We start from the raw sequence: 24,064 nt of genomic DNA on the forward strand, positions 1-24,064 counted from the left end.
TGCCCTGGCCACGGGCCGTCGTGCGCCTGCCGTACGGGGGCGTGCTAGGCGTGGTCGTCGGCCCAGACCCGGCCCATCGCCCCGAGCAGTTGCGGCCTGCGGCGTTCGATGACGGACAGGTAGACCGCGCCGGCCGCCATCCAGGCCACGATCAGCAGCAGCGCCACCCGGTTCGGCCCCTCCGGCAGCGGGACGAGCTGGCCGTAGATGGGCAGCAGGAGCAGCACCGCCGCCACCAGCGGCACCACACCGTGCTTGACGGGTGAGAACTCGGCCCGGTACTCGCGCAGGTAGAACCGGACGAGCGCGATGCTGATCAGGATGTAGATGATCACCATGGCCACGCCGACGATCGTCCCGGCGAAGCCGTACACCCCGAGCGGCGAGATCCAGAGCCCGGCCACCAGCGAGAACAGGATCGCGAAGACCATGTACGCGGCGATGGCCGCCTGCGGCACGTGGCGCGCGTCGACGGTGCCCAGCCTGCGCGGGAAGAAGCCCTCGCGGCCCATCGAGAACACCACCCGGACCATCGCGGTGACGCCGGAGATCAGGTTGGCGAACTGGCTGTTCAGCACGGTGAGCGCGAGCAGCCAGCCGGCGCCCCAGAACTTGTCCATCAGCGTCTTCCACGGCTCGGCGTCGGCGGCCAGGGCGGCCGCCCCGGCCTTGCCGTACCCGATCGCGGCCGAGTAGCCGGACAGCACGTAGAAGCAGCCGATGGCCAGCACCGCGGTGAACAGCGCGATGGGGATCGCGCGGCGCGCCGACCTGGCCTCCTCGCCCAGCGTGCCGGCCGACTCGAAGCCGATGAACATGAGGATCCCCCACAGCATGCCCTTGCCGAGGCCGCCCAGCCCACCGGTGGACTCGGCCGGGTTGAACGGCGCCAGGGTCAGGCCCTGGGCACCGCCCTTGCCGAGGATCATCATGAACAGCGCGAGCAGCACGCCCAGCTCGAGCACCAGGAAGACCAGCGCGGTCTTGGCCGACTGCGACACGCCCAGCGCGCTGATCCCCCAGATGATCGCCCCGTAGGCGATCGTGAGCAGCCACCACGGCACGCCCAGCGACAGGTATTCGCGCAGGAAGTCGGAGGTGAAGGAGCCGATGGCCGATAGCAGCATCGGTCCGACCATGCCGTAGGCGAGCAGCAGCAGCCATCCGGACACGAAGCCGCCGCGCTGGCCGAAGCCGTGGGTGTTGAAGGTGTAGGCGAACCCGGCCGTCGGCAGCTTGCGCGCGAACGAGGCGATGACCGACGCCACGAGCAGGCACACGATCATGGCCAGCAGGATCGCCAGCGGCAGCGCGTAGCCCGCCGCCGCGGCGGCCAGCGGCGTGTTAAAGAACACGCTGGTGGCAGGGCCCATGAAGGCCATCGAGATGACTGCCGCGCCGACGGCGCTCAGTGCGCCGGAGCGCAGGCCCCTGGGAGCCTCGGAGTCCATAGTGACCTCCTGTTAGTCGAGGTGGCTAGGCCACGCCCGTGACGAGACGCCCTTCGGCGTCGTGAGTCCCCCGAAGATCCAGATCCCCCGACCTGATGCCCGAGACCGCCCTCGTCCGTCCCCTGGTGACGAAGATCTGCGGCCTGAAGCAGAAGACGACCGGGTCTCCCGGGCTTACGCCCTCGGCGTTCCTGATCGCGCAGTAGTAGTGGATGGCCCCGTCGGGCGCGGTGTCGACCTCGTACTCCCGCAGGTCGGGCCCGACGAGCGCGGTGAGCTGGTACTCCCCGAGCACCTTGTCGACGTAGTAGCCGGCGGCGAAGGCGTAGGCGTCGCCGCCGTCGAGGTGGGACACCTCGGTGACGTAGACGATCGCGGGCACCTCCGGCTGCGAGTCGTCGAAGACGTGCAGCGGCGTGGTGCCGTGCAGGCCGTTGCCCGGCTCGACGTGCGTCGCGCCGAGACCGGCCTGCGTCTGGAACGTGCCAGCCGAGGTGGTGCCGGGCGCGTTCACCTGGCTGATGGCGAACCCGGCGGCCCGCAGCCGGCCGGCCGCCTCCGTGAGGGTGGCGAAGTTGCGCGTCGGCACGACAGTCCTGCTCGCGGCGTCGGCCAGCATGCAGGGGAAGTTCGTGACGCCCGTGACGGTGACGCCGTCGAGGGCCTGGATCTGCTTGGCCGCCGCCTCGATCTCCTCCAGGGGGAAGCCGCCGGCGTGGCCGAAGTAGTACTGGTCCTCGGGCCCGCGCACCCGCAGCAGGACGCTCTGCTCCAGCCCTGCCCGCCGGGCGGCGGCGCCGATCCTGGCGGCCGTCTCGAGGTTGAAGACGGTCACCACCTCGGGCCCCGCCGCGATCACCGCGTCCTCGCTGCCCAGGTGGGGCTGGACGAGATGGCCGACGTGGCCCACCTTCGCGCCTGCCGCGAGCACGGCCTCCATGTCCTGCAGGTCGACGCAGACGGCCCGGTCGATCCCGGCCTCGGCGATGGCCCGCAGCGCGTCAGGGTTACGCCCGAACTGCTTGGACATCACGTACGGCGTCAGCCCGTGCCGGGCTGCCGCCTCGGCGGTGACCCGCGCGTTGGCCCGCAGCGCGTCCAGGTCGATCAGGTAGGTGTTGGCGAGCAACTCGCCCTCCCGGTGCAGCCGTACGGCTGCCGCGGGGAGGCCGGGGTTGGTGCGCATGAGCCGCTTAAGAAACACCGGATTCCTCCGTCGTGAGCAGGTTCGCGATCGGCGGCTGGACGGCGCCGGCACCGATCACCTCGTAGGCCTTCTGCAGCGCCGCGACCAGCGCGCCGATCGCGCCCGCCGGGTCGCCGAGCGCCGAGGTGACCACCTCGGGCGGCTCGGGCGTGACCTCGGCCAGCCCGGCGCGCAGGCCGGCGCACCACGGCTCCAGTGACGGGCTGATGCCGCCGCCGAGCACGATCACCTCGGGCTCGTAGGCGATGGTGACCGCCTGCAGCGCCACGGCCAGCGCCCGCCTGGCCGACTCCCTGACCGGACTGAGGGCCTCGGTCACGAAGACGTCCTCGATCGTCAGGCCGAGCTCGGCCGCCGCGCGGCTCAGGCCGACGCCGGCGATGGCGTCCTCCAGCGTGCCCTGGCCGTAGGGCAGGGTGCCGAACTCGCCGACCGCTCCCGTACGGCCCGGCAGCGGCGCGCCGTTCAGGAAGACCGAGGCGCCCAGGCCGGTGCCGATGGTCAGCATGACGGCGGTGCGCCTGCCCGCGGCGGCGCCCGCGTGCACCTCGCCGAGCAGCGCGCAGTTGGCGTCGTTGTCGAAGGTGACGGGCCCGTCGACGGCCTGGGTGAAGGCGGTGCCGGCGATCTGGGGCAGGTTCGGCGCGGTCCGCACCGCGCCCGTGCCGGGGTGCACCGCGCCCGGCAGGCCGACCACGGCGCTGAGCAGCCGCTCCCCGGTGAACTCCGTGAGCCGGCCGGTCAGCCACGCGGCCAGCTCGGCCGCGCCGGCCTGAGTGGGCGTCGGCTCGCGGTGCCTGCGCACGACGCGCCCCGCCAGGTCGGTGACCAAGAACCTGGTGCTGGTACCGCCGATGTCAACCCCGGCCGCGAGGCCCGCGCCCGCGGTCACCTCCAGGCTGTACGGCTGGCGGCCCGGCCCGCCGGCCGCCACCGGGCCCGCCTCCCTGATGAGGCCCTCGGCGAGCAGCGCGTCCGTCACCCGGGACACCGTCGCCTTGCTGAGGCTGGTCAGCTGGGCCAGCCGGACCCGGGACGCGGGTCCGTGGCCCAGCAGCGTGCCCAGCACGGCTGCGCGGTTGGCGCGGCGGGCGTCGCTGTTCTCCATGCACCCTCTTTCGTTTCACACTGAGACTAATTCGAGGTGCATGCTTTCTACCCGGGCCGGTGGCCCGGTGTCAAGGACGCGCATGGATCAACATCGCTGGGCGGACGGGCGGGGCGGGGTTACGCTCGCGCCATGCCCTTGATCGCCCTCCTGGCTGCTCTGTTCGTGGCCGCGTTCGTGGCTGTGTTCGCCGCCAGGCGCATGCTGGCCGTCGTCACGGTGCGCGGCGAGAGCATGCGCCCCACGCTCGAGCCAGGCGACCGTCTCCTGCTGCTGCGCACCCCGGTCACGAGGATCCGCCGCCGCCAGGTGGTGCTCCTGCAGCCACCCGACCACCTCGGGACCTGGCGCCGGGATGCCCTGCCCAGCCCGGCCGCCGGCGAGTGGGTGGTCAAGCGGGTGGCCGCACTCCCCGGCGATCCCATGCCCGCCGAGATGGAGCGCGACCCGGACGCCGTCGTCCCGCCGGGCACGCTGGTGGTGCTGGGCGACGGGGAGTACAGCGCGGACTCCCGGCTGTGGGGACCCGTCCCGGCCGACCGGGTGATCGGGGTGGTCGCGCGCACTCTTGCCAGCCCCAAGTAACCGTCTCATAATCCGACATGTCCGAACATGCTCGGACATCGGGGGTTTGGGGTTATGCGTCTGGTTTTCACTGCCACGGGGCTCGCCGCAACGACATTCGCCATCTCAGCGCTCCACCACACCTTCTTCGCCGCGCTGTGCCTGCGCCACCCCGGCTTCGCCGTACCCGGCTCGCCCTGGCGCGACCTGGCCCGGCGCACGCCGGCCAAGGCGTTGCCGTTCATCAGGCGCGTCCACCGCGTCCAGCTCAGCAAGTCCGGCTTCCTCTGGGTCGACCTGCCGCTGCCTACCGGGACCGTCACCGACGAGTTGGACATGCTGACCTCCTGCGGCCACAGCGACATCGCCGACGCGCTGCGCGCCTTCTACATCTGCTGCGTGGCTCCCGAGTGGAACACGATCCGCCACCGGCTCGGCCTCCACCTGAACAGGTGCGCGGAGCTGATCTCCACGCGCGGCCTCGGGGTGGCCCTTTCCCACCTCACACCCCGCCTCAGCTGGTGCGGCTGCGCCCTGGACATCGACACCTCCGGCGTCATGCCCCCACCCGTCGACCTGGGAGACAGGGGCGTGACCTTCTCCCCGCTGCTGTCGGCCACCCGCCACTTCATGGGGTTCGCCTTCAGCTGTGACGACACGCGGCCCGTCCTGGCCTATCCGGTGGCCGACGCCCCGCCGACGCCGGCGGCCACCGTGGACGCGCTGGCCCAGGTCGTCGGCCAGGCCAGGGCGCGGGTGCTGCGCTCGATCGGCTCGGGAACGGCGACCGGCGAGCTCGCCAGGTCGCTGGCGGTCAGCGCGTCCACGGCCTCCGAGCACCTGACCGCGCTCCGGCAGGCCGGGCTGGTGGACACCCGTCGCGAGGGTCGCGCCGTACGGCACGTGCTGACCGCACTGGGGCACGGGCTGCTCGCATCCACTGCCTGATTTGTCGTATTTCGGCGGGTGACCGAAATGATTGCCCGCAATTTTCCTCCTGGTGATGATCGAACCGACACCCCCTACACCCCAGGAGGTTCCATGACCCGCACGCTGAGAAGGCTCGGCGACCGGATGCTCGGCACGCTGCTGCCCTCCGCCACCGCGGAGGCCAGGGGCTGCGCGCCCGACTGCTGGTGCCACCACTGGCTCGACCACACCGCGCTTTACTGCATCCACCCCAACTGCACCTCGTACGTCGCCTGCTACGAGTGCTGCTAGCGCACCAGCCCGCCCGCGGCTGCCCGTGGGCGGGTCCAGCCGTGAGGGAGAGCCATGCAGTACGTGGAGCTGGCCTGCCGGGGCACGCTGGGCCTGGTCTTCCTGGTGGCCCTGGGCGGCAAGGTGACAGGTTGGCGCGCGTTCGTGGCCTCGGTGCCAGGCCTGGCTCCCGGACTTCCCGCCGTTCCTGTCGCCGCGGGCGTGGCGGGGGCCGAGGGGTGCGCGATCGTGCTGTTCGCGCTCCGGCCGGCCGCCGGCTACCTGCTGGCCGGGGCACTCCTGGCCGCCTTCGCCGCGGCGGTCGCACTGGCAGTGCGGCGCGGGGACCGGGCTTCCTGCCGGTGCTTCGGCCGGGCCTCGGTACCGCTCGGCCTCACTCAGATCGTGCGGAACCTCCTGCTCACCGCGCTGGCCTGCGCGGGCCTGATGGCGCCCGCCGCCGCGTGGGAGCCCGCGGGCGCGGCGCTGGCGCTCGTGGTCGCCGCCCTGCTGGCGGCGGTGTTCGTGTTCTTCGACGACCTCGCCGACCTTCTCATCGAGAGGAACATCTGATGCCGTTCGTCATTGCCGCCGTGGTCATCGTGGGCCTGGTGAGCGCGCTCAACCTGGTGCTGACGCTGGCGGTGATCCGCCGATTGCGGCACATCGAGGAGCACGGCGGCGCCACCACGCCGTCGCTGCTGCCGGTGGGCGCGACGATCCCCGAGCTCGGCCAGGTGGGCCGCCCGGCCGTGATCGGCTTCTTCGACACCGAGTGCGACGCCTGCACCGCCCAGCTCCAGCCCTTCCTCGACCTGGCACGCGCCTACGCTCCCGAACGGGTACTCGCCGTGGTGTCGGGACCGGGCGGCGAGAAGTACACCGAAAGGCTGCGCGGCGGCGCCCGCGTCATCGCCGAACCCGCGGGCGGCCCGGTCTGCCTGGCCTTCCCCAACTCCGCATTCCCGGCGTTCTACCTGCTCGACGAGGCGGGCACGGTCAGGTCGTGTGCCGTGACCGTGGCCAAGCTCGGCACTCCGGTCACCGCATGACCGACCAGGCACCGCCCGGCCCCGGCGAGCCGACCACCGACGGGTCGCCGCCCGGGCCGGGTGAGCCGATCACCGACGGGTCGGCGCCCGGGCCGGGTGAGCTGGCACGCCGGGCGGCCGTTGTCTGGGGGCTGGCCTGGCTGGCGGCGCCGGTGGCCGCCTTGGCCGCCGCGTTCGCGGTCGTCGTCGGCGGCGCTCTGCCCGCGGTGGCCGCCTGGCTCACTAAGCTGATCTTCGACGGCCTGGCGGGCGGCCGGAACGTCCTGCTCCCCGCCCTCCTGCTGGCCGCGAGCGGAGTGGTCACCGCCCTGCTGCCGCACCTGACCGACTACGCCGACGGCCGCCTGCACCGCGGCTTGGATTTGCTGACCAAGGAGCGCCTGCTCGACGCGGTCAACCGCTTCGTCGGCCTGGGCCCCTTCGAGAACCCCGACTTCCGCGACCGGCTCAGGCTGGCCGAGCAGTCGGGCAGCGGCGCCTCGACCCAGATCCTGGCCCCGTGCCTGGCGCTGGCGCGCGGGCTGGTGACGCTGGCCGGGTTCGTGACCGCGCTGGTCGTGCTGAGCCCGGTCATGACCGCCGTCGTGCTGCTGTCCGCGCTGCCGTCCCTGGGCGTCCAGCTCTCTCTCAGCAGGCGGCGGGTGGGCTTCAACTGGCGGGTCAGCCCCGCGATGCGCCGCCAGGCTTTCTACGCCGAGCTGCTCACCGAGGTCGAGCCCGCCAAGGAGGTACGCCTTTTCGGCCTGGGCGGCTACCTGCGCGACCGCCTGCTGGGCGAGATCCGCGCGGTCAACGAGCAGGAACAGGCGCTCGACCGCAGGACGCTGACCGGGCACGGGCTGCTGGCGCTCCTGGGAGGGGTGATCGGCGGGACCGGGCTGGTCTGGGCGGTCACCGGCGGCCGGATGGGCGTGGGCGACGTGGCGGTCTTCGTCGCCGCCGTGGCCGGAGTGCAGGCCGCCCTTTCGAGCGGGGTCGCCCAGCTCTCGAGGCTGCACCAGGCGCTGCTCATTTTCGGCCACTTCCGCGCCGTCGTGGGCGCCGCCCCCGACCTGCCCATACGGCTGCCGCCCCGCCCCCTGACGTCCCCGCTCGCCGGGATCGAGCTGCGCGATGTCTGGTTCCGTTACAGCGACGACCATCCGTGGGTGCTGCGCGGGTTGAATCTCACGATCCCGTTCGGCCGCGCCGTCGCGCTGGTCGGCCTGAACGGCGCCGGCAAGTCGACGCTGGTCAAGCTGCTGTGCCGGTTCTACGACCCGCAGCGCGGCATGGTGCTGTGGAACGGCGTCGACCTGCGCGATGCCGACTCCGCCGACCTGCGCGCCCGGATCGCCGCCGTCTTCCAGGACTACGTCGACTACGACTTCACCGCCGCGGAGAACATCGAGCTCGGCAACCTCGGCGCGGAACACGAACAGTTACGGGCAGCCGCCCGCCTGGCCGGGATCGACGAGGCGCTCTCCAAGCTCCCCCACGGATATGACACGCTGCTGAGCAGGCGCTTCCACGACCGGGAACAGGCAGGAGTGACACTGTCCGGCGGACAGTGGCAGCGCCTCGCCCTGGCCAGGGCGCTCGTCCGGGGCGAGCGCGACCTGCTGATCCTCGACGAGCCGAGCGCCGGGCTGGACGCGGAAGCCGAGCACGCCGTTCACCGCCGCCTGCGCCGCCACCGGGCCGGGCATACCAGCCTGCTCATCTCCCACCGGCTCAGCGCCGTGCGCGATGCCGACGTCATCGCCGTGCTCGCCGACGGCCGCATCGCCGAGCAGGGCACCCACGCCGCGCTCATGGCGGCCGACGGCGGATACGCCCGCCTGTTCACCCTGCAGGCCAGCGGATACACCCATCAGGAGATGGCGGAGGAGGGTTCCTTGTCGCCGTAGGGGCCGGCGGCTGATGTCAGAGGTCGAGCAGGCGCTCCAGCCCCACGGTCAGACCGGGCAGCTCGCCCACCCGGCGCACGCCCAGCAGCACGCCCGGCGCGAACGCCGCCCGGTTCATCGTGTCGTGCCTGATCGTCAGGATCTCGCCGTCGCCACCGAGCAGCACCTCCTGGTGCGCGATCAGCCCCGCCAGCCGTACCGCGTGCACGTGCACCCCGCCGACGTCCGCGCCGCGCGCGCCGTCGAGCTGGGTGCTGGTCGCGTCGGGCATCCCCGGCAGCCCCGCCTTGGCCCGCGCCTGCGCCACCAGCTCGGCGGTACGGCGGGCGGTGCCGGAAGGCGCGTCCGCCTTGTTCGGGTGGTGCAGCTCCACGATCTCGACGGACTCGAAGTACCGGGCAGCCTGCTGGGCGAAGTGCATCATGAGCACCGCCGCGATGCCGAAGTTGGGGGCGATCAGGCAGTTGGTGCCGGGGAAGCGCGCCAGCCAGCCGCGCACCGTCTCCAGCCGCTCCTCGTCGAAGCCCGTGGTGCCGACCACCGGGTGGATACCGTGGGAGATCGCCCACTCCAGGTTGCCCATGACCACGTCGGGATGGGTGAAGTCGACCACCACCTCGGCCCCTCGCAGGTCCTCGATGGCATCGTCCTTGTCGATCGCGGCGACCAGCTCCAGGTCGGAGGCCGCCTCGACCGCCTTGCACACCTCGACGCCCACCCGCCCGCGGGCGCCGAGCACACCTACCTTGATCACAGGTCAACCCTCTCCATGGTTGTGCAGGTGACCCTAGTGTCCCGCATGCCACCCGTCGCGGGCGCGGCGGAACCACCCCAGCGGCCCTGCCAGGTCCTGGGGCGGCGGCCAGCCGTTGACCAGCGCGAGCAGGCGCTGGTAGCGATCCCAGCGCGGATCTGCCGCCCGCTCAAGGAGTTCCTCGCTGATCGGGATCCGGGCGGCGATCGCCGCGGCCTCCGGTGAGGCAGGATCGACACCGGCTTCCAGAGCCGCGGACGCGACATCCCGTGCCCTGGCGACGATGTCGGGGCGCGGGACGTCGCCTCCCTGCGCGCTGTGGTGTTCGGCCAGTGCGCGCACCAGGGCACGGAAGCCCGGGTCGCGCGACAGTTCCGCCAGTTCGAGCCAGGCCTCGACCTGCGCGGGCTCGGGGTCGTCAGGGAGTTCGGGGGTCAGCGAGCGCCTGGCGCCGGCGAACTCGGCGTCCAGCCCGCCGAAGGCCGTGTCGAGGAAGTCGTCGACCAGCCGTCGACGTTCGTGCTCGGAGAGCTTGGCCAGCTTGTGCATGAGATCCATCTCCTCAGGGGTGGACCCGCGCCTGGCCACCGCCGTCAGCACCGCCCGCCGCAGCCGCTGCGTGCGGATCTGTACGGCGAGCGCCTCGGCGTGCGCCTGCGCGACCTCGGCGAGCGAGGACTCCCGCTCGATCACCTTGCGGATCTCGGGCAGCCCGAGACCCAGCTCGCGCAGGGTCCGCACCAGGTCGAGGCGTGCCACGGCCTCGATGCCGTACAGGCGGTAGCCGGCCGGGTTGCGGCCGTCCGGCGGCACGATCCCGCTGTCGGAGTAGAACCTGATCGCCTTGACCGTCAGTCCGGTCCGCCGCGCCAGTTCCCCGATCGTGTAGAGCGTGTCGCCGTCCATGCCGTCCACCCTGCCGTCTCCCCCAACTGGAGACTCAAGCCTCTAGCTGATGGCAGGAGTGAAGTCCTTGTCGCCGTAGGGGCCGATGACGGCCAGCGTGCGGGGGCGCTTGAGCACGTCGGTCGCGACCGCGGCGAGGTCGTCGGAGGTGACGGCCTCGATGCGCGCCAGCACCTCGTCCACCGACAGCAGCTCGTCGTAGACCAGCTCGTTCTTGCCGATGCGCGACATGCGCGACCCGGTGTCCTCCAGGCCGAGCACGAGACCGCCGCGCATCTGGCCCTTGCCGCGCACGATCTCCTCCTCCGTGAGCCCCTCGTCGACCACGCGCCCCACCTCGTCCCGGCAGATCTTCAGCACCTCGTCGATTTTGGACGGCAGGCAGCCCACGTAGATGCCGAACTGGCCGGTGTCGGCGTAGGCGGAGGTGTAGCTGTAGGCCGAGTACGCCAGCCCGCGCTTCTCCCTGATCTCCTGGAACAGCCGTGACGACATGCCGCCGCCGAGCGCCGCGTTCAGCACGCCCAGGGCGAAGCGGCGCTCGTCGGTGCGGGACATGCCGGTCGTACCGAGCACCAGGTTGGCCTGCTCGGTGGGCCGGTCGAGCACGGACACGCCGGAGTGGGTCTCCGCGCCAGGACCCGAGGTGCGCGGCGGGTCGCACTCCAGGGGCCCGCCGAGCGCGCCGGCACGCTCGTAGGCGCGCGCGACGAGCTCGACGACCTGCTCGTGGTTGATGTTGCCGGCGACCGACACCACCGTGCGGCGCGGCTGGTAGTAGCGCTGGTAATACTCGGCGATCCGCTCACGGCCGAGCTCGTTGATCGACTCGACCGTGCCGAGGATGGGCCGCCCGATCGGCGAGTCGCCGTACAGCGCGGCCGCGAACTGCTCGTGCACGACGTCCGACGGGTCGTCGTCGTGCATGGCGATCTCCTCGAGGATCACGCTCCGCTCGGACTCCACGTCGTCGGCGGCGATCAGCGAGCTCGTCACCACGTCGGCGAGTACGTCGACGGCGACCGGCAGGTCATCGTCGAGCACGCGCGCGTAGTAGCAGGTGTACTCCTTGGCGGTGAAGGCGTTGATCTCGCCGCCGATGCCCTCGATGGAGGCAGAGATCTCCATGGCATCGCGCGTCGCCGTGCCCTTGAACAGCAGGTGTTCCAGGAAGTGGGTGGCGCCCATGTGCTCGGGGGCCTCGTCACGCGAGCCGATGCCGACCCACATGCCGACCGCGACGCTACGCACGGTCGGCATGGTCTCGGTCACCACACGCAGCCCACCGGGAAGGACGGTGCGCCTGACAACCCCGGCTCCATCCTTACCGGGGTGCAGCGTGGTGGTTTTCACGAGTTGCGGTCTTCTCCCTCACCGCTGTCGCGGGTGGTGCGAACCCGGGTGCGGGTACGGCGGGGCTTCTTGTCCTCGGCGGACTTGTCCTCCGCCTCGGGAGCCGCCTCCTCATCCGCGCCGGCGGGCGCGGACTCCTTCTCGGCGGCCTCCTTCTCGATGACCTCGACGGGCACCAGCGAGAGCTTGCCGCGGCCGTCGATCTCGGCGATCTCGACCTGGATCTTCTCGCCGACGGCCATGACGTCCTCGACGTTCTCGATGCGCTTGCCGCCGTGCAGCTTGCGGATCTGGGAGACGTGCAGCAGGCCGTCCTTGCCCGGCATGAGCGAGATGAACGCGCCGAAGGCGGCGATCTTGACGACCGTGCCCAGGTAGCGCTCGCCCACCTCGGGCATGTGCGGGTTGGCGATGGCGTTGATCGCGGACCGGGCGGCCTCGGCGGAGGGCCCGTCGGTGGCGCCGATGTAGATCGTGCCGTCGTCCTCGATGGTGATCTCGGCGCCCGTGTCGTCCTGGATCTGGTTGATCATCTTGCCCTTCGGGCCGATGACCTCGCCGATCTTGTCGACCGGGACCTTGATCGTGATGATGCGCGGCGCGGTCGGGTTCATCTCCGCCGGAGAGTCGATCGCCTCCTGCATCACGTCGAGGATGGCCAGGCGGGCGCCCTTGGCCTGCTTCAGCGCGGCGGCAAGCACGGAGGCGGGAATGCCGTCGAGCTTGGTGTCGAGCTGGAGCGCGGTGATGACGTCCTTGGTGCCGGCGACCTTGAAGTCCATGTCGCCCATGGCGTCCTCGGCGCCGAGGATGTCGGTCAGCGTGACGTAGGCGTCACCCTCGCCGATGAGGCCCATCGCGATGCCCGCGACCATCTCCCTGAGCGGCACACCGGCGTCGAGCAGCGCCATCGTCGAGGCGCAGACCGAGCCCATCGAGGTCGAGCCGTTGGAGCCCAGCGCCTCGGAGACCTGCCGGATCGCGTAGGGGAACTCCTCACGCGTGGGCAGCACCGGGATCAGCGCCCGCTCGGCCAGCGCGCCGTGACCGATCTCGCGGCGCTTGGGCGAGCCCACCCGGCCGGTCTCGCCGGTGGAGTAGGGCGGGAAGTTGTAGTTGTGCATGTAGCGCTTGGTCCGGTCCGGGTTGAGCGTGTCGATGACCTGCTCCATGCGCAGCATGTTCAGCGTGGTGATGCCCATGATCTGGGTCTCGCCGCGCTCGAACAGGGCCGAGCCGTGCACCCGCGGGACCACGTGGACCTCGGCGCTCAGCGCGCGGATGTCCTTGGTGCCACGGCCGTCGATGCGGATGCCGTCCTTGACGACGCGCTCACGCATGAGCTTCTTCATCACCGAGCGGAAGGCGGCCGACAGCTCCTTCTCCCGCCCCTCGAAGGCGGGCAGCACCTTCTCGACCATGATGCCCTTGACCCGCTCGAGCTCGGTCTCGCGCTCCTGCTTGCCGGCGATGGTCAGCGCGGCGGCCAGCTCGGCCTTGATCGCGCCCTCGACCGCCTCGTAGACGTCCTCCTGGTACTCGGGGAAGACGGGGAACTCGGCGGTCTCCTTCGCGGCCACCTTGGCGACCTTGTTCTGCGCCTCGCACAGGACCTTGATGAAGGGCTTGGCGGCCTCCAGGCCCTGGGCCACGGTCTCCTCGTTGGGAGCGACCGCGCCCTCGGCGATCAGCTTCAGCGTGTCCTTGGTGGACTCGGCCTCGACCATCATGATCGCGACGTCGCCGTCCTCGAGCACGCGGCCCGCCACGACCATGTCGAACGTGGCGCGCTCCAGCTCGTGGTGCGTCGGGAAGCCCACCCACTGGCCGTCGATCAGCGCGACGCGGACGCCGCCGATCGGGCCGGAGAAGGGCAGCCCGGCGAGCTGGGTGGACAGGGACGCGGCGTTGATGGCCACCACGTCGTACAGGTGCTCGGGGTTGAGCGCCATCACGGTGGCGACGACCTGGACCTCGTTGCGCAGGCCCTTGACGAACGAGGGGCGCAGCGGCCGGTCGATGAGGCGGCAGGTGAGGATCGCGTCCTCGGACGGACGGCCCTCACGGCGGAAGAACGAGCCGGGGATGCGGCCCGCGGCGTACATGCGCTCCTCGACGTCGACCGTGAGCGGGAAGAAGTCGAAGCTCTCCTTCGGCGACTTCGACGCGGTCGTCGCCGACAGCACCATCGTGTCGTTGTCGAGATAGGCGACGGCGGAACCCGCCGCCTGTCGCGCGAGGCGACCGCTCTCGAATCGGATCGTGCGCGTGCCGAATGAGCCGTTGTCTATGACGGCTTCGGCGGTGTGGACACCCTCCACGGGGGACCTCCTTGGTCGGTCGGTCTCCCGCGCCCTCTTCTCACCGGCACCCTCGTTAGGTGCAGCGCCGGTCTTCGATCGAAGCGCCCGGGTTCTGAGCCCGGAAGCCACTACCGAGGACCGGCCCGCAGGCGTCGCGGGTCGCATGGTGCTTGACGGACGCGGGGGCTTTAGTGTCTCGGATCTTCAGTTGTCGGTACGCCACGGCGCGCCGTACTCCCTCATACCGTCCTTCCCAAAACCGCTCAAACCGACCAATCGCCTCGGCGGCGACCCTCCGGGATTTCCCGGTTCCTTCAGCCTTCCGCGAGGCTTGGAGTTGGTCTGGCTGTTGAGTTGTCGTGAGTGGGCGATATGAGAAAGGGAGCGACGCGGGCGCCGCTCCCTTTCCATGCTATCGGCGCAGGCCGAGCCGCTCGATGAGCGAACGGTAGCGCGCGATGTCGACCTTCTGCAGGTACTTCAGCAGGCGGCGCCGGCGCCCGACGAGCAGCAGCAGACCACGACGGCTGTGGTGGTCGTGCTTGTGCGTCTTCAGGTGCTCGGTGAGCTCGCTGATGCGCTTGCTGAGCAGCGCGATCTGCACCTCGGGCGACCCGGTGTCGCCGTCGGCCGTCGCGTATTCAGTGATGATGGTCTTCTTGGCAGCGGTGTCGAGGGACACGGCTCTCCTTCGAGCTACGGACACGCGCGAATGATTCAGAGAAGCGAGCGACCGTGCGTGCCTACAGTCGCCGCGGCGAAGGCCTCAGGGCAGCGTACAGCGCCGCCGTTACAGAGCCGACATGCAAGGTTACCATCGCGCGTCAGGTGACGGCGCCATCGACGATGACGGTCTCGGCACGGACCTCGGGAATCCGCTCGGCGGGGATCTCGAACAGATTATCCGAAAGGATCACCAGATCGGCAAACTTGCCCGGCGTGATCGAGCCCCGATCGTGGTCGCGGAAGTTGGCGTAGGCGGATCCGAGCGTGTACGCCCTGATCGCGGTCTCCAGCGACACCGCCTCGGCCGGCATCCAGGCGGGCCCGCCGGCCAGCCCGCGCCGGGTGACCGCGGTGTAGATGCCGATCATCGGGTCCATCTCGGCCACGTTCCAGTCGCTGGAGAAGGCCAGCACGGCGCCCGCTTCCTCCAGGGAACGCATCGGCCAGGCCTTGGGCCATCGGCTGGAGCCGACCGCGGCGGCCCAGTCGTGCCCGGGTCCCGCGATGTCGGGCGAGCTGTGGCGGGGCTGCATGCAGGCGACCACACCCAGCTCGGCGAAGCGCGGCACGTCGGCGGGGTCCAGGCATTCGACGTGCACGATCTGGTGGCGGGCGTCGCGCGGGCCGTTGACCTCGCGGGCGTGCTCGACCGCGTCAAGCACGGTCCTGATGCCGCGGTCGCCGGTGGCGTGCACGAACGCCTGGAATCCCGCGGCGTCGAGCTTGGCCAGCAGGCCGGCGAACTCCTGCGGCGGGTAGAAGGTCTCGCCGCGGTGCGCATGGCCGGCGTACGGCTCGAGCAGGGCGGCGGTGTGCGGCTCGACCACGTCGTCGATGTAGAGCTTGAGCGGACCCACACTGAACCACGGGTCGGTCCTGGCCGCCGCGGCGAAGTCCTGGAGGTCGGCGTCGCTGGTGCCGCGCGGATGGAACAGCGCGGCGATGACGCGGCTGCGCATCCGCCCCTCGGCCCTGGCCCGCTCGAACAGGGCCAGGTCGTCCAGCGAGTTCTGCGGCTCGACGACCGTGGTGATGCCGTAGCGGGTGGCCATCTCCAGCGAGGCGAGCAGCCGCCGGTAGCGCCGTTCTTCCCCCGCCCACGGCAGTCCCCGCTCGGCCAGCGCCCGCTGCCCGTCACGGGCCAGCCCGCGCACGGCGAACTCGGTGACGAACCCTGTCGGCCTGCCCGAGGCGTCGGTCCGCGCCACCCCGAAGGGCAGCTCTCCCCCGGCGACGCCCAGCTTCACCAGCCCTGCGCTGTTGAGCCACATGGTGTGCACGTCGTAGCTGAAGACGAACGCCGGCACATCGCCGGTCACGCGGTCCAGGTCGGCGGCCGTCGGCAGCCCCGGCAGCGCCGAGTAGTCGAACCCCTCGCACTCGATCCACTCCGCCGACGGATGCCGCGCCCGCCAGTCCGCGATCCGCCGGCCGACCTCCTCCAGCGACGAGGCCCCTGCGAGCTGCACGCAGTCGTCGTCCGAGCCGAGCCGCACGTGGTTGTGCGCGTCCACGAAGCCGGGCAGCACCAGCCGCCCGCCCGCGTCGATCTCCTCGGCCGCGCGCGGGCGGTCCTCGTCCGCGCCGACCCACGCGATCCTGCCGTCCTGTACGGCCAGCGCCTGCACCCAGGGGCGGGCCGGGTCCACGGTGTGAATGCGGGCATGCCGTACGACCAGGTCGAACATCTCACTCCTCAGGTGTGGTGACGACCCATCGGGACTCCGCCCTGGGCCGCAGGTAGAGCAGGTAGTACAGGGCGCAAGCGAGCACGATGCCGCCCGCGACCAGCAGGTCGCCGGTCGACTGCTCGGCCAGCGCGTAGGCCAGCGCGGCGATCACCAGCACCGGTACGGCGGGCCAGAACGGCATCCGCCACGCCGGAGCCGAGGCGTGCGCCCCCGACCTGGCGCGGAGCGCGGCGACGGCGAGCAGGATCGAGACGACGCAGACGATCACCGAGGTGACGCCGAGCAGGTCCTCGATCGCCAGCAGCGCCGCCATGGCCACCCCGGGCAGGCCGACGACCAGCGTGGCCACCCAGGGCGAGCCCCAGCGCGGATGCAGCCGGGTGAGCGCGCGGTTGACCGGCTCGGGCCAGGCCCTGTCGCGGCCGGAGGAGAACAGCACGCGGGCGTTCTGCAGGGCCATGACCAGGACCGCGTTCATGATGGCGACCACGATCCCCAGGCTCACCGCGGCGGCCACGCCGTCGCCCGCCCAGCTCCTGACGAAGTGGGGGAAGGTGCCGTTGGCCAGGTCGTCGAGCGAGCCGACGCCGAGCACGGCGGCGGTGGCGGGCACCACGATGACCACGGCGGCCAGTCCCAGCGACCAGAAGACGCCGCGGGCCACGTTCCGCCGCGGGTGTTTGATCTCCTCGGCCAGGTAGACCACGGTGCCGAACCCGTTGAAGGCGAACATCGTCACCGTCAGCCCGGCCATGAGCACGCCGACGGTGAACGTCCCGCCGGGGACGACGGGGGCGACGAGCGCGCCCACGCCGCGCTGCGCGTGCCCGAACCCGAGCACGGCCACGACGGTCGCGGCCACCACCTCCACGGCCAGGAAGATGCCGGTGATCAGCGCGTTGGAGCGCACGTCGAGCACGGCCAGCAGGGTCGCGAGCAGCATGACCACCGCCCCTGCCAGCGGCCGCGGCACGTCGACCAGGGCGGCCAGGTAGTCGGCGGTGCCCAGCGCGATGATCGGCGGGATGACCACGAGCAGCGCCACCGCCAGTCCGAAGGTGATCCACCCGGCGAAGCGGCCGAGCAGCGTGTGCACCATCGCGTACTCCCCGCCGGAGCTGGGCGTGAGCGTGCCCAGCTCGGCGTAGCAGCAGCCGATGCCGGCCGAGACGACCAGCCCGGCGACCAGCGTCAGCGTCGCTCCGCTGCCCTGACCTGCGAGGACTTCGGGAATGATGATGAACAGCGACGAGGCGGGGGTGATGCACGACAGGGTCAGCATGACGGCGCCGAACAGGCCGAGCACTCTGGACAGCTTGGGTGATTGCTGGGGGGATGGCGTCTGCTTGAGCACGGCGGCTCCCAGGTGTTTGAATGCCGTTCAAATAATTTGAATGACATTCAAGATGCCTCTCTCGTAGAGTTCGCGTCAAGACCTGTTACCGGAACGAGGCGCACCATGGCACGACAGCGGCTTGAGCGGCCGCGCGAGCAGATGCTCGAGGCCGCGATGTCCGCGATCACCGAGCACGGCCTGGCCGAGCTCACCATGGCGGCCCTGGCCAGGCGCCTCGGCACCAGCGGCGGCCACCTGCTGTACTACTTCGGCAGTAAGGACCAGCTACTGCTGGAGACGCTGGTGTGGAGCGAGACGCGGCTGGCTCCCCGCCGCGCCGGGCTCCTGTCAGTCGAGGGGTCGGCGCAGGATCGTCTGCGTGCCTACGTCGAGCTCTATCTCCCCACGAGCCAGGGGGATCCGCGCTGGCTGCTGTGGGTGGACGTCTGGAGCAGGACGCTCGCGGTTCCGGAGCTGCGTGAGACGCAGGCCGAGCTGGACCTGGCCTGGCACGAGACGCTGGTCGCGCTCCTGCCCGAGGCGGGCGACGACTTCTCGGTACGGCTACGCGCCATGCTCGACGGCTTCAGCACCCAGCTGGTGATAGGAGTGCCCGGGCTGACCAGGGACCAGGTCATCGAGCACGCGCTGGCCCTGTTCAGGCCGTGAGGCGGCGGGCCTCGTCGACGTCGGCGTGGATCTGGGCGATCAGCTCCTCGATGGAGTCGAACCTGGTGTTGCCGCGCAGCCGGGCGGCGAAGTCGACGGCCACGTGGACGCCGTACAGCTCCAGGTCGTCGCGGTCCAGGGCGTAGGCCTCCACGGTGCGGGGGACGCCTTCGAAGGTGGGGTTGGTGCCGACCGAGATGGCGGCGGGCCAGCGCTGGCCGGGGTAGGCGGCGGGCAGGTTGGCCACGGGCACGCATTCCAGCCACCCGGCGTACACGCCATCCTCGGGGATGGCGGTGTGCGGGGGCGTCTCGACGTTGGCCGTGGGGAAGCCGAGCTGGCGGCCCCGCTGGTAGCCACGGACCACAACGCCCTCCACCCGGTGCGGGCGGCCCAGCAGCGCGGCGGTGCCGACGACGTCACCCGAGGTCACGAGCTCGCGGATCCGCGTGGAGGAGATGCCGTCGACGAGCGGCACGGCCTCCACCTCGAAGTCGTACTTCACGCCCAGCGTCCGCAGCGTCTCGATGTCGCCGGCGGCCTTGTGGCCGAACCTGAAGTTCTCCCCGACCACGACCGCGGCCGCCCGCAGCCGATCGGCGAGCACCGTCTGAGCGAAGTCGGCCGGGCTGGTGATGGACAGCTCCAGCGTGAACTCCAGCACGCACACCTCGTCCACGCCGAGCCCCTTGAGCAGCTCGGCCTTGTGACGCGGCGTGGTGAGCCTGGGCGGGTGCGACCCGGGACGCACCACCTCGGCGGGATGCGGCTCGAAGGTGACGACCACACTGCGGAGCCCGCGCTCGCGCGCCACGGCGACGGCCCGCTCGACCACCCGCTGGTGCCCGCGGTGCACGCCGTCGAACATGCCAACGGTCACGACGGATCTTTCCGACTCCCGCACGCCCGGCCCCATTCGCTAGTGGCGGATCAACCCCCATAAGCCTGCCACGGGCCTCTCAGTTCCCTGCAATCGAGGGGTGGTGACAGGCGACCGTCCTGCCAGCGACCTCGCGCAGCGCCGGTCGTTCCGTACGGCAGCGCTCCCGCGCCACCGGGCACCGGGGATGGAAGGAGCACCCCGAGGGGCGGTCGATGGGGCTGGGCACGTCCCCGGTCAGGACGATGCGCTCCCGGCGGGGCGCGTCCGACCCGTCGTCGATCTCGGGCACGGCCGACAGCAGCGCCTGGGTGTAGGGATGGGCGGGCGCCTGGTACAACGACTCGGCCTCGGCGACCTCCACGACCTCGCCCAGGTACATCACCGCGATCCGGTCCGAGACCTCGCCCTCGTCCACGCGGAACGACAGGCCGTCCACGGCCGTGAAGGAGCCGAAGCGCACGCGCAGGTCCTGGACGTCAAGCAGCATGGCGCACCCTCGGGTCGAGCCGGGCGTACAGCACGTCCACCACGGCGTTGGCGAGCACGACGAAGAAGGCGGCGTACAGGACGGTGCCCATGATCACGGGCAGGTCCAGGTTCTGCAGCGCCTGGTAGGTGAGCTTGCCGACCCCGGGCAGCCCGAAGACCACCTCGGTCAGCAGCGCCGCCCCGCCCACCAGCGCACCGAAGTCCAGCCCGAACAGCGAGACGATCGGGATCAGCGAGCACCGCAGCGCGTGCCTGATCAGGATCCGCCGCTCCGACAACCCCTTGGCGCGGGCCGTGCGCACGTAGTCCTCGTTCAACGCGTTGATCAGCTCGCCGCGCAGCTGCCGGGCGTAGATGCCGGCGTACAGCAGGGCAAGCGTGAGCCAGGGGAAGAGCAGGTGCAGCGCCCACTGTCCCGGGCTCTGGGAGAAGGGCACGTAGCCGAGCGGCGGCACCCAGGAGAAGACCGAGCCGTGCAGCTGCTTCTGCGTGATCAGGTTGACGACCTCGCCGAGCCAGTACACCGGCAGCGATACGCCGAACACGCCGACCAGCATGATCAGCGGGTCGATCAGCTTGCCCTTGAACGCGCCCGCGAGCGGTAACATCGGGCACACCATGCCTGCATACGCGCTGCTGATCCTGCCTGCCTTCAACCGGGTCTACGGGGAGAGTTCCGTCCGGTTGACCCGGTCCGAGCTGGCCGTCTTCGGTGCCCGGGCACTGGAGAGTCCGGTCTCCGAAGTGGTGGAGACGGTGATCGGCGGCCTGCCGTACATCACCTTCGAGACCTCGGCGCCGCTGGGCGAGAAGGACGTGGCGACGCTGTCGAACCTGTCGTCGGTCTACGCGCTGTTCGGGATCGAGGACGAGCTGCTCAGGCCGCTGCCGATGCGGCCGCTCGACCGGCTGAGCAGCGACCTGATCACGATCCAGAAGTACGCCGGCAAGACCAACGAGCACTTCACCAAGCTGCTGCTCAACGTGACCGTGCTGGCCTCGGACTCCCCGCTGGACGGGCGGCTGTCGGTGTTCGACCCGCTGTGCGGGCGCGGCACGACGCTCAACCAGGCGCTCATGTACGGCTACGACGCCTTCGGGCTGGACGTCGACGGCAAGGACTTCGACGCCTACACGGGCTTCATCAAGACCTGGCTGAAGAACAAGCGCTTCAAGCACACCGCCGAGACCGTGCCGGTGCGGCGCGAGCGGGCGGTGATCGGGCGGCGCTTCAACGTCGACTTCGCCGCTTCCAAGCAGGCGCAGAAGTCGGGCGACACCCAGCACCTGTCGGTGGTCAGCGCCGACACGCTGCGCAGCCGCGATTTCTTCAAGCCCGCCTCGTTCGACGTGATCGCCGCCGACGCCCCGTACGGCGTGCAGCACGGCAGCCGCGGCTCCTCGGGCCTGTCCCGGAGCCCGCTCGAGCTGCTGGCCAAGGCGATCCCCGGATGGGCGGCGCTGCTGCGACCCGGCGGCGCGATGGGGATCTCCTGGAACACCTACGGCGGATCCCGCGACGACCTGGCCGCGATCCTCACCGAGTCCGGGCTCGAAGTCCAGACATTTCCGGACTTCGAGCACTGGGTGGACCAGGCGATCGTGCGCGACATCATGGTGGCGCGCAAGCCCGTCTAGCTCGCGAAGACCGCCAAAGGCTTGCTGGTCCTGCCCTGCTCTTCCATGAGCGCGAGCAGCTCCCCTTCGGGCCCGAAGACGCCGATCGGCCCCTGGCCCAGGCCCGCGGACGGCAGCCGCCCGCCGTGGGAGATCACCTTGGCCTCCTCGGCCGTCACGTCCCTGCGCGGAAACGCCGCCGACACCGCCTCGCCGATCGGCAGGATCACGCACTCCTCGGCGAGCTGGTCGATGGTCCTGGCCATGCCCAGGTCGTAGGGGCCCACCCTGGTCCGCCGCAGGTACGTCAGGTGGCCGCCGACGCCCAGCGCCGTGCCGAGGTCGCGAGCCAGCGCCCGGATGTAGGTGCCCGACGAGCAGCGGATGACGGCACGGATTTCGGGCCCGTCGATCGAGGTCACGTCGAAGGCGTGCACGGTGATCGGGCGGGCGGCCAGCTCCACGTCCTCGCCCGCCCTGGCCCGCTTGTAGGCCCGCTCGCCGTTCACCTTGATGGCGCTGACCTGCGGCGGAACCTGCATGATCGTGCCGGTGAGCGCTGGTATGGCGGCCGTGATCCGCTCCGGCGTCACGTCGTCCGTCGCGGCGGTGGCGGTGACCTCGCCCTCGGCGTCGTCGGTGTTGGTGGACACCCCGAGCCGGATCGTGGCCTCGTAGACCTTCTCGGTCAGCGCCAGGTGCCCCAGCAGGCGGGTCGCCTTCTCCACGCCGATGACCAGGACGCCGGTGGCCATCGGGTCCAGCGTGCCCGCGTGGCCCACCCGTCGCGTGCCCGCGATCCGCCTGAGCTTGGCGACCACGTCGTGCGAGGTCCACTCGGCGGGCTTGTCCACGATGATCAACCCGCTCTGCGCCATCAGGCCTGCTCTCTCATGGTCGCGCCCGCTTCGCTCGTCGTTGGCTCGTTCCTCGCTCTCTCCTCACGAGCTCCTGCGCTCGGGAGCAGTTCACGGAACTCCGCCATCGTCTCCTCGACCCCGATCCTCGAGGTGTAGCCCGCCGCGTTGTGGTGACCGCCGCCGCCCAGCGCCGAGCAGATCGCCGCCACGTCGACCGCGCCCTTGGACCGCGTCGAGACCTGCCAGTCGCCGTGGTCGTCCTCCTTGAGCACGACGGCCACCTCCGCCTCGTCGGTGCGGCGCACCACGTCGATGATGCCCTCCACCTCGTCGTACGGCAGGCCGTACGTGGCCCTGTCGACGTGCGTGACGTACGTCCAGACCAGGTCGTCCTCCAGCATGGCCCGGTCGAGGGCGGCGGCGAGCACCTTGAGGTAGCCGAACGGCGAGCGGTCCCACAGCTCCCTGGCGATCTCGTCGGTGCGCAGCCCCGTGGCGACCAGCCGCGCCGCCATCTGATGGACGGCAGGCGTGGTCGAGGCGTGCCGGAACGAGCCGGTGTCGGTCACCAGCCCCGCGTACAGGCAGGTGGCGATGTCACGGTCCAGAGTGCCGCCGAGCCGGTAGATGAGCTGCTCGGCCAGCACCGCCGTGGCGGCCACGGTCGGGTCGATGACGCTGATCGTGCCGAAGCCGTGGTTGGAGGGGTGATGGTCGATCACCACGACCTCGCGGGCCTTGCGCGCGTTCTCCGCCAGCAGCCCGAGCCGGTCCAGCGTCGAGGAGTCGAAGGTGAGCATGAGTCCGGGCTCGGCCGGATACGCCTCAGGCGGCTCGAGCAGGTCCAGGCCCGGCAGGAAGCGCAGCAGCCGTGGCACGGCGAACGTGCGGTCGCCGAAGGAGGCGTGCACCCGCTTGCCCTGGGCGCGCAGCACCTGCGCGACCGCCAGCATCGAGCCGAGCGCGTCGCCGTCCGGCGAGACATGGCAGGCCAGCGCCACCTCGCCGGCCTGCCCGATCAGGTCGACCACGCGGCCCCAGGTGGCCTCGGAAACCCGGCCCTCCTGGGCCGGGACCCGCGCGGTGGTCCGGACGATCCTGTCGCGCACGTCGGGCGTCACGACGCCGAGTCCGCCTCTTCTTCGTCGTCCTTCTTGTAGGGATCCGCCTCACCCGCGTACGCGGCACCCTCCGCCCGGCGGGCCACTTCGGCGTCGCGGTTACGGGCCGCGAGGATGAGGTCGTCGAGCTGGCGCGCGCTGTCGGGCAGCGGGTCGTGCTTGAACGTCAACGTGGGAGTGAACCGGACCCCGGTCTGCTTGCCCACCTCCGAGCGGATGATGCCGGTGGCGCTCTCCAGGGCGGCGGCCGTGTCGGCCCGCTCGGCCTCGGAACCGAACACCGTGTAGAACACCGTGGCCTCACGCAGATCGGCGGTGATGCGCGTGTCGGTCACGGTGACGAAGCCCAGGCGCGGATCCTTGATCCGGCGCTCCAGCATCTCGGCGACGATCTGCTGGATGCGGTCGGCGAGCTTACGCGCTCGTGCTGCGTCCACCATGTTCGCTCCCCCTTACTGATCTTCAATCTTCGTCGTTGTAGAGCTGCTGCCGCGCAGATAGCAACTCTATGTCGGGACGGAAGGCGACAATCCGCTCACAGGCATCCAGGACCTCCTTGCAGTTGCCTGCGGAGGCCGAGACGACCGCGACGCCGATCTCCGCCCGGCGGTGCAGGTCGAGGTGGCCGGTCTCGGCCACGGCGATGCTCGGATAGCGCCGCTGGATCTCGGCGACCAGGGGACGCACGACGGAGCGCTTCTGCTTCAGCGAGTGCACGTCGCCGAGCAGGATGTCCAGGGTCAGGGCACCCACATACATCGTTGGTAACCACCGCTTGGTTCGTTGTCCGATGACGCGCGTCCGGCTCCAGCTGCGGTGGAGAGCTCACCGTACACGCGCCGCACCTGTCCCGGTACGGCGGGGCCGTACCGGGACCATGTGCGT

Annotated in this window: 25 protein-coding genes; 8 read left to right on the top strand and 17 right to left on the bottom strand. The window is 70.9% G+C overall.

Annotation, left to right across the window (positions count from 1 at the left end):
* Nucleotides 1-44: 44 nt before the first annotated feature.
* From ACIBHX_RS33610 to ACIBHX_RS33620, 3 genes are read right to left on the bottom strand one after another with little or no spacing between them, the layout of a single operon-like run.
* The gene (locus tag ACIBHX_RS33610; RefSeq protein WP_397071407.1) at nucleotides 45-1,451 is read right to left on the bottom strand and encodes an APC family permease; all 1,407 of its coding nucleotides are present in this window, start codon (nucleotides 1,449-1,451) and stop codon (nucleotides 45-47) included.
* A gap of 25 nt (nucleotides 1,452-1,476) precedes the next feature.
* Nucleotides 1,477-2,655, bottom strand: a complete 1,179-nt coding sequence (locus ACIBHX_RS33615; protein ID WP_397071408.1) for an alanine racemase — start codon at nucleotides 2,653-2,655, stop codon at nucleotides 1,477-1,479.
* Nucleotides 2,645-3,766, bottom strand: coding sequence for an ROK family protein (locus ACIBHX_RS33620; RefSeq protein WP_397071410.1), 1,122 nt, complete (start codon nucleotides 3,764-3,766; stop codon nucleotides 2,645-2,647). The genes ACIBHX_RS33615 and ACIBHX_RS33620 overlap by 11 nt, the downstream gene beginning before the upstream one ends.
* A gap of 132 nt (nucleotides 3,767-3,898) precedes the next feature.
* Between ACIBHX_RS33620 and ACIBHX_RS33625 the strand changes: the two genes are divergently transcribed.
* The 6 genes from ACIBHX_RS33625 to ACIBHX_RS33650 all read left to right on the top strand — a co-directional run bounded on the left by ACIBHX_RS33625 (nucleotide 3,899) and on the right by ACIBHX_RS33650 (nucleotide 8,471).
* Nucleotides 3,899-4,351, top strand: a complete 453-nt coding sequence (locus tag ACIBHX_RS33625) for a S26 family signal peptidase (protein WP_397071411.1) — start codon at nucleotides 3,899-3,901, stop codon at nucleotides 4,349-4,351.
* A 54-nt stretch (nucleotides 4,352-4,405) separates the two neighbouring features.
* Nucleotides 4,406-5,278: a helix-turn-helix domain-containing protein gene (locus ACIBHX_RS33630; RefSeq protein WP_397071412.1), complete on the top strand. Its 873-nt coding sequence runs from the start codon at nucleotides 4,406-4,408 to the stop codon at nucleotides 5,276-5,278.
* A gap of 93 nt (nucleotides 5,279-5,371) precedes the next feature.
* Complete coding sequence (locus ACIBHX_RS33635) at nucleotides 5,372-5,551, top strand: hypothetical protein (RefSeq protein ID WP_397071414.1); 180 nt, start codon at nucleotides 5,372-5,374, stop codon at nucleotides 5,549-5,551.
* A 54-nt stretch (nucleotides 5,552-5,605) separates the two neighbouring features.
* A complete protein-coding gene (locus ACIBHX_RS33640; protein ID WP_397071416.1) occupies nucleotides 5,606-6,103 on the top strand; it encodes a MauE/DoxX family redox-associated membrane protein in 498 nt (165 codons plus the stop codon).
* Nucleotides 6,103-6,582 carry a peroxiredoxin family protein gene (locus ACIBHX_RS33645; RefSeq protein WP_397071417.1) on the top strand — a complete coding sequence of 160 codons (480 nt, stop codon included), beginning with the start codon at nucleotides 6,103-6,105 and terminating at the stop codon, nucleotides 6,580-6,582. Before ACIBHX_RS33640 ends, ACIBHX_RS33645 begins: the two co-directional genes overlap by 1 nt.
* Nucleotides 6,579-8,471: an ABC transporter ATP-binding protein gene (locus ACIBHX_RS33650; RefSeq protein ID WP_397071418.1), complete on the top strand. Its 1,893-nt coding sequence runs from the start codon at nucleotides 6,579-6,581 to the stop codon at nucleotides 8,469-8,471. Before ACIBHX_RS33645 ends, ACIBHX_RS33650 begins: the two co-directional genes overlap by 4 nt.
* A 16-nt stretch (nucleotides 8,472-8,487) precedes the next feature.
* On the opposite strand, the gene dapB is transcribed toward ACIBHX_RS33650, so the two are convergent.
* The 7 genes from dapB to ACIBHX_RS33685 form a co-directional block, all read right to left on the bottom strand.
* Nucleotides 8,488-9,225, bottom strand: a complete 738-nt coding sequence (gene dapB, locus ACIBHX_RS33655) for a 4-hydroxy-tetrahydrodipicolinate reductase (RefSeq protein ID WP_397071419.1) — start codon at nucleotides 9,223-9,225, stop codon at nucleotides 8,488-8,490.
* Between the two features lie 33 nt (nucleotides 9,226-9,258).
* On the bottom strand, nucleotides 9,259-10,131 hold the full coding sequence (locus tag ACIBHX_RS33660) for a MerR family transcriptional regulator (protein ID WP_397071420.1): 873 nt from the start codon (nucleotides 10,129-10,131) through the stop codon (nucleotides 9,259-9,261).
* Between the two features lie 42 nt (nucleotides 10,132-10,173).
* Nucleotides 10,174-11,484, bottom strand: a complete 1,311-nt coding sequence (locus tag ACIBHX_RS33665; RefSeq protein ID WP_397071421.1) for a M16 family metallopeptidase — start codon at nucleotides 11,482-11,484, stop codon at nucleotides 10,174-10,176.
* A complete protein-coding gene (locus tag ACIBHX_RS33670) occupies nucleotides 11,481-13,805 on the bottom strand; it encodes a polyribonucleotide nucleotidyltransferase (protein ID WP_397071422.1) in 2,325 nt (774 codons plus the stop codon). The genes ACIBHX_RS33665 and ACIBHX_RS33670 overlap by 4 nt, the downstream gene beginning before the upstream one ends.
* 394 nt (nucleotides 13,806-14,199) lie before the next feature.
* Nucleotides 14,200-14,469: a 30S ribosomal protein S15 gene (rpsO, locus tag ACIBHX_RS33675; protein WP_397071424.1), complete on the bottom strand. Its 270-nt coding sequence runs from the start codon at nucleotides 14,467-14,469 to the stop codon at nucleotides 14,200-14,202.
* 142 nt (nucleotides 14,470-14,611) lie between these two features.
* Complete coding sequence (locus ACIBHX_RS33680) at nucleotides 14,612-16,201, bottom strand: amidohydrolase (protein WP_397071425.1); 1,590 nt, start codon at nucleotides 16,199-16,201, stop codon at nucleotides 14,612-14,614.
* Nucleotide 16,202: 1 nt separating this feature from the next.
* Nucleotides 16,203-17,558 (bottom strand): APC family permease, encoded by a 1,356-nt coding sequence (locus tag ACIBHX_RS33685; protein WP_397071426.1) that lies wholly within the window; start codon nucleotides 17,556-17,558, stop codon nucleotides 16,203-16,205.
* A 105-nt stretch (nucleotides 17,559-17,663) separates the two neighbouring features.
* On the opposite strand from ACIBHX_RS33685, the gene ACIBHX_RS33690 reads away from it, so the two are divergent.
* The gene (locus ACIBHX_RS33690; RefSeq protein ID WP_397071427.1) at nucleotides 17,664-18,209 is read left to right on the top strand and encodes a TetR/AcrR family transcriptional regulator; all 546 of its coding nucleotides are present in this window, start codon (nucleotides 17,664-17,666) and stop codon (nucleotides 18,207-18,209) included.
* Here the strand turns inward: ACIBHX_RS33690 and ACIBHX_RS33695 are convergent.
* Genes ACIBHX_RS33695 through ACIBHX_RS33705 form a run of 3 tightly spaced genes read right to left on the bottom strand, consistent with a single transcriptional unit; the run spans nucleotide 18,199 to nucleotide 20,189 of the window.
* A complete protein-coding gene (locus tag ACIBHX_RS33695) occupies nucleotides 18,199-19,125 on the bottom strand; it encodes a bifunctional riboflavin kinase/FAD synthetase (RefSeq protein ID WP_397071428.1) in 927 nt (308 codons plus the stop codon). The genes ACIBHX_RS33690 and ACIBHX_RS33695 overlap by 11 nt on opposite strands.
* A gap of 43 nt (nucleotides 19,126-19,168) precedes the next feature.
* Nucleotides 19,169-19,579 (bottom strand): oligopeptide/dipeptide ABC transporter ATP-binding protein, encoded by a 411-nt coding sequence (locus ACIBHX_RS33700; RefSeq protein ID WP_397071429.1) that lies wholly within the window; start codon nucleotides 19,577-19,579, stop codon nucleotides 19,169-19,171.
* The gene (locus tag ACIBHX_RS33705) at nucleotides 19,569-20,189 is read right to left on the bottom strand and encodes an ABC transporter permease (RefSeq protein ID WP_397071430.1); all 621 of its coding nucleotides are present in this window, start codon (nucleotides 20,187-20,189) and stop codon (nucleotides 19,569-19,571) included. The genes ACIBHX_RS33700 and ACIBHX_RS33705 overlap by 11 nt, the downstream gene beginning before the upstream one ends.
* 10 nt (nucleotides 20,190-20,199) lie before the next feature.
* Between ACIBHX_RS33705 and ACIBHX_RS33710 the strand changes: the two genes are divergently transcribed.
* Nucleotides 20,200-21,219, top strand: coding sequence for a TRM11 family SAM-dependent methyltransferase (locus tag ACIBHX_RS33710; protein WP_397071431.1), 1,020 nt, complete (start codon nucleotides 20,200-20,202; stop codon nucleotides 21,217-21,219).
* On the opposite strand, the gene truB is transcribed toward ACIBHX_RS33710, so the two are convergent.
* The 4 genes from truB to ACIBHX_RS33730 are packed head-to-tail and all read right to left on the bottom strand — an operon-like array spanning nucleotide 21,216 to nucleotide 23,938.
* The gene (truB, locus tag ACIBHX_RS33715) at nucleotides 21,216-22,076 is read right to left on the bottom strand and encodes a tRNA pseudouridine(55) synthase TruB (RefSeq protein ID WP_397071432.1); all 861 of its coding nucleotides are present in this window, start codon (nucleotides 22,074-22,076) and stop codon (nucleotides 21,216-21,218) included. The genes ACIBHX_RS33710 and truB overlap by 4 nt on opposite strands.
* Nucleotides 22,076-23,179 carry a bifunctional oligoribonuclease/PAP phosphatase NrnA gene (locus ACIBHX_RS33720; RefSeq protein ID WP_397071433.1) on the bottom strand — a complete coding sequence of 368 codons (1,104 nt, stop codon included), beginning with the start codon at nucleotides 23,177-23,179 and terminating at the stop codon, nucleotides 22,076-22,078. Before ACIBHX_RS33720 ends, truB begins: the two co-directional genes overlap by 1 nt.
* Complete coding sequence (rbfA, locus tag ACIBHX_RS33725; protein ID WP_397071434.1) at nucleotides 23,176-23,619, bottom strand: 30S ribosome-binding factor RbfA; 444 nt, start codon at nucleotides 23,617-23,619, stop codon at nucleotides 23,176-23,178. Before rbfA ends, ACIBHX_RS33720 begins: the two co-directional genes overlap by 4 nt.
* 22 nt (nucleotides 23,620-23,641) lie before the next feature.
* Entirely contained in the window at nucleotides 23,642-23,938 is a 297-nt protein-coding gene (locus ACIBHX_RS33730; protein WP_214322292.1) for a DUF503 domain-containing protein, read from the bottom strand.
* Between the last annotated feature and the right edge of the window lie 126 nt (nucleotides 23,939-24,064).

It is taken from the genome of Nonomuraea sp. NPDC050536, from assembly GCF_044457685.1.
Lineage (GTDB): Bacteria > Actinomycetota > Actinomycetes > Streptosporangiales > Streptosporangiaceae > Nonomuraea.